This is a genomic window from Streptomyces sp. NBC_01255 (genome assembly GCF_036226445.1).
GTDB lineage: Bacteria > Actinomycetota > Actinomycetes > Streptomycetales > Streptomycetaceae > Streptomyces.
On the sequence record NZ_CP108474.1, the window covers coordinates 4,326,925 to 4,338,820 of the forward strand.

8 protein-coding genes are annotated in these 11,896 nt (G+C 68.4%); 5 read left to right on the plus strand and 3 right to left on the minus strand.

Features of this window, described 5'->3' with window-relative positions:
• Window positions 1-29 precede the first annotated feature (29 nt).
• Window positions 30-1,148 carry a lipid II:glycine glycyltransferase FemX gene (locus tag OG357_RS19300; protein WP_024760417.1) on the plus strand — a complete coding sequence of 373 codons (1,119 nt, stop codon included), beginning with the start codon at window positions 30-32 and terminating at the stop codon, window positions 1,146-1,148.
• Window positions 1,149-1,230: 82 nt separating this feature from the next.
• Window positions 1,231-2,262: an alanine racemase gene (locus tag OG357_RS19305; RefSeq protein WP_141298747.1), complete on the plus strand. Its 1,032-nt coding sequence runs from the start codon at window positions 1,231-1,233 to the stop codon at window positions 2,260-2,262.
• A 15-nt stretch (window positions 2,263-2,277) separates the two neighbouring features.
• Here the strand turns inward: OG357_RS19305 and OG357_RS19310 are convergent, their stop codons facing one another.
• Both OG357_RS19310 and OG357_RS19315 read right to left on the minus strand, forming a co-directional pair.
• Complete coding sequence (locus tag OG357_RS19310; protein WP_329622333.1) at window positions 2,278-3,825, minus strand: glycosyltransferase family 87 protein; 1,548 nt, start codon at window positions 3,823-3,825, stop codon at window positions 2,278-2,280.
• Between the two features lie 126 nt (window positions 3,826-3,951).
• Window positions 3,952-6,762, minus strand: a complete 2,811-nt coding sequence (locus tag OG357_RS19315) for a transglycosylase domain-containing protein (protein WP_329622334.1) — start codon at window positions 6,760-6,762, stop codon at window positions 3,952-3,954.
• Between the two features lie 369 nt (window positions 6,763-7,131).
• Between OG357_RS19315 and OG357_RS19320 the strand changes: the two genes are divergently transcribed.
• The 3 genes from OG357_RS19320 (at window position 7,132) to OG357_RS19330 (ending at window position 10,278) form a co-directional block, all read left to right on the plus strand.
• Window positions 7,132-7,812 carry a PadR family transcriptional regulator gene (locus OG357_RS19320; protein WP_329622335.1) on the plus strand — a complete coding sequence of 227 codons (681 nt, stop codon included), beginning with the start codon at window positions 7,132-7,134 and terminating at the stop codon, window positions 7,810-7,812.
• A 50-nt stretch (window positions 7,813-7,862) separates the two neighbouring features.
• Window positions 7,863-8,945, plus strand: a complete 1,083-nt coding sequence (locus tag OG357_RS19325) for an inositol-3-phosphate synthase (RefSeq protein ID WP_329622336.1) — start codon at window positions 7,863-7,865, stop codon at window positions 8,943-8,945.
• 73 nt (window positions 8,946-9,018) lie between these two features.
• Window positions 9,019-10,278, plus strand: a complete 1,260-nt coding sequence (locus OG357_RS19330) for an MFS transporter (protein WP_329622337.1) — start codon at window positions 9,019-9,021, stop codon at window positions 10,276-10,278.
• A 99-nt stretch (window positions 10,279-10,377) separates the two neighbouring features.
• Here the strand turns inward: OG357_RS19330 and OG357_RS19335 are convergent, their stop codons facing one another.
• Entirely contained in the window at window positions 10,378-11,844 is a 1,467-nt protein-coding gene (locus tag OG357_RS19335; RefSeq protein WP_329622338.1) for a CCA tRNA nucleotidyltransferase, read from the minus strand.
• Between the last annotated feature and the right edge of the window lie 52 nt (window positions 11,845-11,896).

Consider the following 11,896-nt stretch of genomic DNA (forward strand, 5'->3'; position numbering starts at 1 on the left):
GGGGACACACCTGCCGAGGAGCGCCCCGCATGAGCCTGACCCTGAGGACCATCAGCCGTGAGCAGCATCTGGGATTCATCCAGAGCCAGCCCGCGGCGAGCCACTGCCAGGTCCCGGCGTGGGCTGACGTGAAGACCGAGTGGCGCTCGGAGAACCTCGGTTGGTTCGACAAGAACGGCGAGCTCGTCGGTGCCGGTCTGGTGCTCTACCGTCAGCTCCCGAAGATCAAGCGCTACCTGGCCTATCTGCCCGAGGGCCCGGTCATCAACTGGCACGCGCCCAACCTCGACGACTGGCTCCAGCCGATGCTGGCGCACCTCAAGCAGCAGGGCGCGTTCTCGGTGAAGATGGGCCCGCCAGTCGTCATCCGCCGCTGGGACGCCGCCGCCATCAAGTCCGGTATCCAGGACCCGGACGTGAAGCGCCTCAAGGACGTCGAGGCCACCCACATCGAGCCGCGCGCCTTCGAGGTCGCGGACCGGCTGCGGAAGATGGGCTGGCAGCAGGCCGAGGACGGCGGCGCCGGCTTCGGCGACGTCCAGCCCCGCTACGTCTTCCAGGTCCCGCTCGCGAACCGCTCGCTCGACGACGTCCTCAAGGGCTTCAACCAGCTGTGGCGCCGCAACATCAAGAAGGCCGAGAAGGCCGGCGTCGAGGTCGTCCAGGGCGGCTACGAGGACCTGGCCGAGTGGCAGCGCCTCTACGAGATCACGGCCGTCCGCGACCACTTCCGGCCGCGCCCGCTCTCGTACTTCCAGCGCATGTGGACCGTCCTCAACAACGAGGACCCCAATCGCATGCGGCTCTACTTCGCACGCCACAACGGCGTGAACCTGTCCGCCGCGACCATGCTCGTCGTCGGTGGCCACGTCTGGTACTCCTACGGCGCCTCCGACAACATCGGCCGCGAGGTCCGGCCCTCGAACGCGATGCAGTGGCGGATGCTGCGCGACGCCTACGCGATGGGCGCGACCGTCTACGACCTGCGGGGCATCTCGGACTCGCTCGACGAGACCGACCACCTCTTCGGGCTCATCCAGTTCAAGGTGGGCACGGGCGGCGAGGCCGTCGAGTACGTCGGCGAGTGGGACTTCCCGCTGAACAAGCTGCTCCACAAGGCGCTCGACATCTACATGTCCCGCCGCTGAGCGGCGTCGCTTCGGCGACGGTTCCGTAGTCTCGTACATATCTTTGATACACCGCTGCCACCAGAAAGGTTCCGGGCCGGCCATGGCGCTCTCCCTCTACGTCGACACCGCTCGCTGGCGCGCGCACCAGAAGACCGTCATCGACCAATTCCCCGGTCTGATCCCGGTCTGCAAGGGCAACGGCTACGGCTTCGGGCACGAGCGCCTCGCCGACGAGGCCGCCCGCTTCGGCGCCGACATGCTCGCGGTCGGCACCACCTACGAAGCCGCGCGCATCAAGGACTGGTTCAGCGGCGACCTGCTGGTCCTCACCCCCTTCCGACGGGGTGAGGAACCGGTTCCGCTGCCCGACCGGGTCATCCGCTCCGTGTCCTCCGTGGACGGCGTCCACGCCCTGGTGGGCGCCCGCGTCGTGATCGAGTGCATGAGCTCGATGAAGCGGCACGGCGTCCACGAGGAGGAGCTCCAGCAGCTCCACGCCGCGATCGAGGACGTACGGCTCGAGGGCTTCGCCCTCCACCTCCCGCTGGACCGCCCGGACGGCACCGACGCGGTCGAGGAGGTCATCGCCTGGATGGACCGGCTGCGGGCCGCCCGTCTGCCGCTGCACACCATGTTCGTGAGCCACCTGCGGGCCGAGGAACAGGCCCGGCTCCAGCAGCAGTTCCCGCAGACCCGGTTCCGCGCGCGGATCGGTACCCGGCTCTGGCTGGGCGACCACGAGGCCACCGAGTACCGGGGCGCCGTCCTCGACGTGACCCGGGTCGCCAAGGGGGACCGGTTCGGCTACCGCCAGCAGAAGGCCGCGTCGGACGGCTGGCTGGTCGTCGTCGCCGGTGGCACCTCGCACGGCGTGGGTCTGGAGGCCCCGAAGGCGATGCACGGCGTCATGCCGCGCGCCAAGGGCGTCGCACGGGCGGGTCTGGCCACGGTCAACCGGAACCTGTCGCCCTTCGTCTGGGCGGGCAAGCAGCGCTGGTTCGCCGAGCCGCCGCACATGCAGGTGTCGATCCTGTTCGTCCCCTCCGACGCCCAGGAGCCCCGCGTCGGCGACGAGCTCGTCGCGCATCTGCGCCACACCACGACGCAGTTCGACCGGCTCGTGGAGCGCTGAGCCGGTCGAGCACGTTCACCCCCGGGGGCCCGGTTCCGATTCCGGTTCTTCCCCGGGGGTGCCTTGTTCCACCTCTCCGACCGTGCCCCACTGCACGCGCGGCCCCTCAACCGCCGGTGCGGCGTGCCGGGCCGGGTGCGCCGCTCTGCCCGTGACGAAGACGTCCTCGGCACCGTCCAGGACGCCTCCTGAGGGGTCGTCCGAGCCGTCCTGCCGGACCGGGTCCTTCTCGGGCATGAGGATGTCGCGTACGACCATGACGCACAGGTACAGCGTGCCGAGCAGGTGCAGGACGATCGCGAACTGGTAGCCGTCGACCGGCAGTCCCTGCTTATTGCCGCTGTTCATGAAGGCCAGGTACATCCAGATGCCCAGGAAGTACATGACCTCGCACGCCTGCCAGATCAGGAAGTCGCGCCAGCGCGGCCTGGCGAGGGCCGCGAGCGGGACGAGCCACAGCACGTACTGCGGCGAGTAGACCTTGTTGGTCAGGACGAACGCGGCGACGACCAGGAAGGCCAGCTGGACGAAGCGGGGCCTGCGGGGAGCGTTGAACGCCAGGAAGCCGAGGGCGACCACCGCGATCACCATGAGCATCAGCGCGTACAGATTGGCCTTGTCCGGCGTGATCGAGGTGCCCGTCCGCTGGCTGACCAGCAGCCAGACCGAACCGAAGTCGACGTTCCGGTCACGGCTGAAGAGATAGAACTGCTTCCACCCCTCGGGCGCCATCAGCATCACGGGCAGGTTCACGACCAGCCACGCGCCGGCCGCGCCGAGCACGGCCGTCCCGTACTCGCGCCACTTCCCCGCGCGCCAGCAGAGCAGCAGCAGCGGGACGAGCAGCAGTATCGGGTAGAACTTCGCGGCCGTGGCGAGGCCGAGCAGGATGCCGAAGCCGAGCGGCCGGCCGCGCGACCACAGGAGCACCGCGGCGGAGGTCAGCGCGACGGCCAGTATGTCCCAGTTGATCGTCGCGGTGAGCGCGACGGAGGGCGCCAGGGCCACCAGGAGACCGTCCCAGGGGCGGCGCCGGTGCGTACGCGCCACACAGACCGCGAGGACGGCCGCGCAGACCATCAGCATGCCCGCGTTGACCATCCAGAACGTCTGCTCGCGATGGTCCATGGTGCCGCCGCCGGGCGTCAGCCAGGCCGCGACCTCCATGAAGAGACCCGTCAGGACCGGGTACTCCAGGAACGGTATGTCGCCGCTCAGCCGGTCGAAGTAGGGCACCAGACCATCGGCGAACCCGCGCCCGGAGAAGAGATGCGGGATATCCGAGTAACAGGCGTGGGTGTACTGGGAGGTGGTGCCCCGGAACCAGGCCCAGTTGTAGCAGGGCAGTTTCTGCACCATGCCGAGGGCGAACATCCCGATGGCCACGAGGGCGATCACCCGCACCGGTGTGAACTGACCGGCGCCGGTCAGGGCACGGCGGCCGAAGGGACCGCCGATCAGCTCGCTGCCCGCGGCGGCCACCTCGTCCCGGTGGGTGGGGATGACCGCCGGCGGGCCCTGCGGCCGGTCCTGCGGCTCGCGCGTCTTCTGGAGGCTCGGCATGGGGGACATCCTGCCGTACGTCCCTGGGAAAACGGCGAGGGCCGCCGCGTCCGGCCCGTACGGAAGGTACGGACGGACGCGACGGCCCTCACTGCGTGCGCTGCTCTCGTGGAGGCGCGGCCGGGATCAGGGGGTCCAGGCCCCGTCTCCGTCTCCGCCGCCTCCGCCGCCGGGCCCGCCGTTCCCGTTGCCCGGGTCCTCCGTCGTCGCCGACCCTGTCGGTGTCGGTGCCTCCGTCGTGGTCGGCGCCGTGGTCGTCGGCTCACCGGTGTTGCCACCCGGGTCGCCACCCGGGTCGTTGCAGTCCCAGTCGAAGACAGTGCAGGTCGTCTTGCCCGGCTTCGGCGACTTCGTCGGCGTGGTCGGGGGAGTCGTCGTCGGCGTGGCCGGGGGAGTCGTCGTCGGCGCCGTCGTCGTCGGCGTGGCCGAGGTCTCGGTGGGCGTCGGGGTGGGCGTCGGCGACGGCGTCGGGCTGGTGGCGCCACCGCCGAAGACGGGCTCGGCGTTCTCCAGCTTCTCGGGCTCGGGGAACTTCACGTCCGGCATGCCCGCGACGGCGTCCGTCATGTAGTCGTTCCAGATCTGCGAGGGGAACGACGAACCGTGGATCGTGTCCCGGTTACCCGTGCCGTACATCTTCTCGAACTCGCGGTTCTTCTTCGTCTCGTCGTCGTCGAAGCGGTACATGTCGATGGCGGTCGACAGCTGCGGGGTGTAGCCCACGAACCAGGCCGACTTGTTGCCGTCGGTCGTACCGGTCTTGCCGGCGACGGCACGGCCCGGGATCGCGGCCTTGCGGCCGGTGCCCTCCGGGTCCTCCACGACGGACCGGAGCACGTCGGTGACGTTGCTGGCGATGGCGGACGAGAAGGCCTGCTCGGTCTTGCCCTTGTGCGTGTAGATGGTCTTGCCGCCCTTGACCACCTTCGTCACCGAGAACGGCTCGTTCTGCTCGCCGTTGTTGGCGAAGGTGGCGTAGGCGCCGGCCATCCGGATCGCGCTCGGGCTGGAGATACCGAGGGAGAAGGAGGGCACCTCACCCTTGACGAGGGAGTCCTCACGCAGACCGGCCCTGACGGCGGCGTCACGGACCTTGTCGATGCCGATGTCCATGCCGAGCTGCACGTACGGCGAGTTGGCCGACTTGATCATGGCCCGTCGAAGGGTCATGGAGCCGTAGCTCTCGTCGCCGTCATTGGTCTGCAGCCACCCCTCCCCCTTCTCGTCCTCCCAGATCTCGCCGTCGTACTTCCGGATCTTCAGCTCGTTCTTGCCGGAGTAACGGCTCTTGTCCGGGTCCACGATCTTGCGGGAGGACTCGTCCTGCACGGGGCCGAGTCTCTTGTCCCGGACGCCGTCCTTCATCGCGGCGGCCAGCACGAAGGGCTTGAAGGTCGATCCGACCTGGGCACCGGTCGTGTCGGCGTTGTTGGTGAAGTGCTTGGTGGCGTCCTGGCCGCCGTAGATCGCGACGAGCTCGCCGGTCTTCACGTCGACCGAGGCGCCGCCGAACTGGACGTTGGTGTCCGTCTTCGGCCGCTTCTCCGGGTCGATGTGTTCGTCGTAGACCTTCTTGACCGATTCCTCGAGTGCCCTCACCTTCTTCTTGTCGAAGGTGGTGTAGATCTCGAAGCCGCCGCGCTCCAGCTCCTTGGTGCCGATGCCCTCGGTGTTGTTGTTGATGAAGTTCGCCTTGGCCGTGCTGACCAGGTAGCCGATCTGACCGGTCAGCGCCGCGTCCTGCTTGCGCTTCTGGACCTTGGGGAACGTCGTGTACTTGGCACGTTCCTCGGCCGTGATCTTCTTGTCCTTGACCATCTCGTCGAGGATCCAGCTCCACCGCTTGGTGGCACGGTCGAGGTTCTTCTGGGGCGTGGCCTCGGGGTCGATCTCCGGGTAGCCGGCCGGGTCGTAGTACGTCGCGCCCTTCAGCACTGCGGTGAGCAGCGCCGACTCACTGGCGTTGAGGTGCTCGGAGTCCTTGTTGAAGTACGCCCGAGAGGCGGCCTGGATGCCGTAGGCACCACGCCCGTAGTACGCGGTGTTCAGGTAGCCGGCCATGATGGCGGGCTTCTTGGTCTCGTTGCCGACCTTCATGGAGATGAAGAGTTCCTTCACCTTCCGGCTGAGTGTCTGCGACTGGTCGTTGAGGCGGTTGTTCTTCACGTACTGCTGAGTGATCGTCGAACCGCCCTGGGTCTCGCCGCCCTTGGCCATGTTCCACACGGCACGGCCGATACCCATCGGGTCGATGCCCGAGTCGGTCCAGAAGGTCTTGTTCTCGGCCGAGACCACGGCCTCCTGCATGACCCTCGGGATCTGCTCGATGCCGACGATCTGGCGGTTCGTACCACTGCCGGTCGCGACCATGCGCGAGCCGTCGGCCCAGTAGTAGATGTTGTTCTGCGAGACCGCGGTCGCGTCCTCCTTCGGGACGACCACGTTGGAGTACGCGAAGACCGCGCCACCCATCAGCACGCCGACGAACAACAGGAACGTGCCCGTCACGAGCCGCCACGAGGGCATCCAGCGACGCCAGCCGTACTTGTCGTGGCGCGGGTAGTCGATGATCCGCTTCTTGCCCGGCGGACGCCCGCCGGAGCCGCGGCCCGGACCGCTGCCGCGGCCGCCACCACCACCGCCGCGCCGCCCTCCACCGGGACCGGCAGGACCACCAGGGCCCCCGGGGCCGGCTTCGGCCCCCCTTCGGCGGCCACCGCGCTGCGCGGCCCGTCGGGCCTCCGCGCGACCGCCGTAGGGACGCGACTCCTCCCCATGGGAAGAGGGCGGCCCGTACGAGGCCGAAGGGGCCCCCCTACCGACATCCTGGGCCGGGGCCGACCTGCGGCCCACCGGCTGCTGGGCAGCGCGCCGTGCCGCCGCACGGCCACCTGTCGGCGGCTCCTGCGACGGCATTTTGCGACGATGCTCGCTCATCGAACGACTACTCCTCGGGCAGGCGTGTACGCCTGGAAGCGGCAGTTGAGTTCCGGTCCCCCCGAAATGCGCACGGACGGAACCCATCGGAGGCCCCTCCGTACCGCAGCCGGTCACCCGCAGCACTGACGCCCCGCGGCATCGCTTGGTTCCCGGTGGTCTGCATGCCGCACAGACTACGCACGGCCAAAACCCACGTAGGGCCCGAGTTCACCCCAAATCAGGCAACTCGATCGCTGTGAATTGACGATGTGACGCCGGTCACGGCGGTCCCACTTGTCGAGACAGTGCGGCCGTTCTATCGTGCTGATGTATCGAGTCGATACATCAGCACGGCATAAGGGTCCCGGGAAGCGGAGGAGGCGACGGATGAGCAGGCGCTCAGGCATCCTCGAGTTCGCCGTTCTCGGCCTGCTCCGCGAGGCCCCGATGCACGGGTACGAGCTGCGGAAGCGCCTCAACACCTCGCTGGGGGTCTTCCGGGCCTTCAGCTACGGGACGCTGTATCCCTGCCTCAAGACGCTGGTCGCCAACGGCTGGTTGATCGAGGAGCCGGGCAGCGCTCCCGAGGACGCTCTCGCCGCTTCACTCGCAGGACGCCGGGCCAAGATCGTCTACCGGTTGACACCGGAAGGTAAGGAGCACTTCGAGGAGCTCCTCACCCACACCGGCCCCGACGCCTGGGAGGACGAGCACTTCGCCGCCCGCTTCGCCTTCTTCGGTCAGACCGAGCGCGAAGTACGGATGCGGGTGCTCGAAGGCCGTCGCAGCCGGCTGGAGGAGCGTCTGGAGAAGATGCGCGCCTCCCTGGCCCGGACCCGCGAGCGACTCGACGACTACACGCTTGAGCTGCAGCGCCACGGCATGGAGTCCGTGGAGCGCGAGGTGCGCTGGCTGAACGAGCTCATCGAGAGCGAGAGGGCGGGACGGGATCAGCGATCCGGTCCCGACGCCCCCGCTCTGCACGACAACGATTCTGGAGAAACGGGCGGCCTGCCCCGGCACGGGGGCAGTACCCGGCCGGATCCGTCCGACGACACCGCCAAGTGAAACCCTGCGCACAGCAGGGCTTCCACGATCACAACAGGGAGCAACCGGAAATGGGTTCGGTTCGCGTAGCCATCGTCGGCGTGGGCAACTGCGCCGCCTCGCTGGTCCAGGGCGTCGAGTACTACAAGGACGCCGACCCGGCGGCCAAGGTGCCCGGCCTGATGCACGTCCAGTTCGGCGACTACCACGTCGGTGACGTCGAGTTCGTCGCCGCGTTCGACGTCGACGCGAAGAAGGTCGGCCTCGACCTCTCCGACGCCATCGGCGCCAGCGAGAACAACACCATCAAGATCTGCGACGTCCCGAACGCGGGCGTCACGGTTCAGCGTGGTCACACGCTCGACGGTCTCGGTAAGTACTACCGCATGACCATCGAGGAGTCCGCCGAGGAGCCGGTCGACGTCGTCCAGATCCTCAAGGACCGCCAGGTCGACGTTCTCGTCTGCTACCTGCCCGTCGGTTCCGAGGACGCTGCGAAGTTCTACGCGCAGTGCGCCATCGACGCCAAGGTCGCGTTCGTCAACGCTCTCCCGGTCTTCATCGCCGGCACCAAGGAGTGGGCTGACAAGTTCACCGAGGCGGGCGTCCCGATCGTCGGCGACGACATCAAGTCGCAGGTCGGCGCGACCATCACGCACCGCGTGATGGCGAAGCTGTTCGAGGACCGCGGTGTCCGTCTTGAGCGCACCATGCAGCTCAACGTCGGCGGCAACATGGACTTCAAGAACATGCTCGAGCGCGACCGCCTCGAGTCCAAGAAGATCTCGAAGACGCAGGCCGTCACCTCGCAGATCCCGGACCGCGAGATGGGCGAGAAGAACGTCCACATCGGTCCGTCGGACTACGTGGCCTGGCTGGACGACCGCAAGTGGGCGTACGTGCGCCTCGAGGGTCGCGCCTTCGGTGACGTTCCGCTGAACCTGGAGTACAAGCTCGAGGTGTGGGACTCCCCGAACTCCGCGGGTGTCATCATCGACGCCCTGCGCGCCGCGAAGATCGCCAAGGACCGCGGCATCGGCGGCCCCATCCTCTCCGCGTCGAGCTACTTCATGAAGAGCCCGCCGGTTCAGTACTTCGACGACGAGGCCCTGGCCAACGTCGAGAAGTTCATCAAGGGTGAGGTCGAGCGCTAAGCGCCACACGCTTGTCGAAGAGGGTCCCCGCGGCGCTGCCCGGGGGCCCTCTTCGTATGTGAGTCTTGCTGCCATGTCCGTCGTACGTGATCTGCGCGTACTCCTGCGCCTGACGAACTTCCGCCGCCTGCTCGCCGTCCGGCTGCTCTCCCAGTGCGCCGACGGCGTCTACCAGGTGGCCCTGGCCACGTACGTCGTCTTCTCCCCCGAGAAGCAGACCTCGCCCACCGCCATCGCCTCCGCCATGGCCGTGCTCCTGCTCCCGTACTCGCTCGTCGGACCCTTCGCCGGGGTCTTCCTCGACCGCTGGCAGCGCCGACAGGTCTTCCTGTACGGGAACCTCCTGCGGGCCCTGCTCGCCTGCGGGACCGCCGTGCTGGTCGTCGCCTCCGTCCCCGACTGGCTCTTCTACGCCTCCGCGCTCTCCGTCACGGCGGTCAATCGCTTCGTGCTCGCGGGCCTCTCGGCCGCGCTCCCCCGCGTCGTCGACGAGGAACGGCTGGTCGTGGCGAACTCGCTCTCCCCTACGGCCGGCACCCTCGCCGCCACGCTCGGAGGCGGTCTGGCCTTCGGCGTCCGGCTGATCGCGGACGACTCCGACGCGGTCGTGGTGGCCTTCGGCGCGGCTCTCTACCTCCTGTCCGCCCTCGCCTCCCTGCGGATGCCCCGGGGGCTCCTCGGACCCGATCCGGAGCTCGTTCCCCAGCGGCTCACCTCCTCGCTGGCCTCCACGGCCCGGGGACTGGCCGAAGGGCTGCGGCACCTGGCCGAGCGTCGGCCCGCCGCCAGGGCGCTGACCGCGGTGGCCCTGATGCGCTTCTGCTACGGCGCCCTGCTCGTCACCGTCCTGATGCTCAGCCGCTACGCCTGGAGCACCACGGAGTCCGAAGGCCTGGGCCTCCTGGGGATCGCCGTCGCCGCTTCGGGGGCCGGGTTCTTCGCAGCGGCCGTCCTCTCCCCCTGGGCGGTGGGACGACTGGGCCCCTTCGGCTGGATGACCCTGTGCGCGGGGCTCGCCGCCGTCCTGGTGCCGACGCTCGGCCTGTTCTTCGACCCCGCGCCCTTCCTCGTCGCCGCTTTCGTCCTCGGGCTCATCACCCAGGGAGCCAAGATCGCGACGGACACGGTGGTGCAGACGACCGTGGACGACGCCTACCGAGGCCGGGTGTTCTCCCTCTACGACGTGCTGTTCAACGTCGCCTTCGTCGGGGCAGCGGGCATCGCGGCGCTGATGCTGCCGCCGGACGGCCGCTCCCCCCTGCTTGTCGTCCTCGTGGCAGCGGTCTACGCGGCGATCGCGCTGGCGCTGCGAAAGGAACGCACGGAGGGGTGATGTTTCACGTGAAACACCACCCCTCTGCGGCATCGCCGCCTCGGTCACGATCGGGTGGGTGTTTCACGTGAAACACCTACCCGATCTCCCCGACTCGTCTCAGCCGCGCGCCGCCCACCACTCCTTGAGTGCGGCGATCGCCTGGTCGTGCTCCATCGGGCCGTTCTCCAGCCGGAGCTCCAGCAGGAACTTGTACGCCTGACCGATGGCCGGACCGGGTCCGATACCGAGGATCTCCTGGATCTGGTTGCCGTCCAGGTCAGGACGGATCGCGTCCAGCTCCTCCTGCTCCTGAAGCTGGGCGATGCGCTCCTCCAGGCCGTCATAGGTGCGGGAGAGCGCCGACGCCTTGCGCTTGTTACGGGTGGTGCAGTCCGAACGGGTCAGCTTGTGCAGCCGCGAGAGCAGCGGTCCCGCGTCGCGGACATAGCGGCGCACCGCCGAGTCGGTCCACTCGCCGTCCCCGTAGCCGTGGAAGCGGAGGTGCAGCTCGACCAGCCGCGAGACATCCTTGATCATCTCGTTGGAGTACTTCAGTGCGGTCATGCGCTTCTTGGTCATCTTCGCGCCCACCACCTCATGGTGGTGGAACGAGACCCGGCCGTCCTTCTCGAAGCGACGGGTGCGCGGCTTGCCGATGTCGTGGAGCAGGGCCGCGAGGCGCAACACCAGGTCGGGGCCGTCCTCCTCCAGGTCGATCGCCTGCTCGAGCACGGTCAGCGAGTGCTCGTAGACGTCCTTGTGCCGGTGGTGTTCGTCGCTCTCCAGACGCAGCGCGGGCAGCTCGGGCATGACGTGGTCGGCGAGACCCGTGTCCACGAGCAGGCCGAGGCCCTTCCGGGGGTGGGCCGAGAGCAGCAGCTTGTTGAACTCTTCCCTGACCCGCTCGGCGGAGACGATCTCGATCCGGCCGGACATCTCGCGCATGGCCGTGACGACCTCGGGTGCCACCTCGAAGTCCAGCTGGGCGGCGAACCGCGCGGCCCGCATCATGCGCAGGGGGTCGTCGGAGAAGGACTCCTCGGGCGTGCCCGGCGTCCGCAAAACCCGGGCGGCAAGGTCTTCCAGGCCGCCGTACGGGTCGATGAACTCCTTCTCGGGGAGGGCCACGGCCATGGCGTTGACGGTGAAGTCACGCCGGACGAGGTCCTGGTCGATGGAGTCGCCGTAGGAGACCTCGGGCTTCCGCGAGGTCCGGTCGTACGCCTCGGAGCGGTACGTCGTGACTTCGATCTCAAAGCGCTGATCAACATCTCCGACGCGGGCGTCCTTCTGGCAGCCGACTGTCCCGAAGGCGATCCCGACCTCCCAGACGGCGTCGGCCCACGGGCGGACGATCTTCAGGACGTCCTCGGGGCGGGCGTCGGTGGTGAAGTCCAGGTCGTTGCCGAGCCGGCCGAGCAGGGCATCCCGTACCGAGCCGCCGACCAGCGCGAGGCTGAACCCGGCCTCCTGGAAACGGCGGGCAAGGTCGTCGGCGACAGGGGACACACGCAGCAGTTCGCTGACCGCGCGTCGTTGCACCTGGCTCAGTGCGGTCGGGGTCTCTTCGTTGGCGTTCGGCACAACAGAAAAGGGTACGTGCCCCGGTCCACCGCGACGTCCTCGTTTTCCCGCG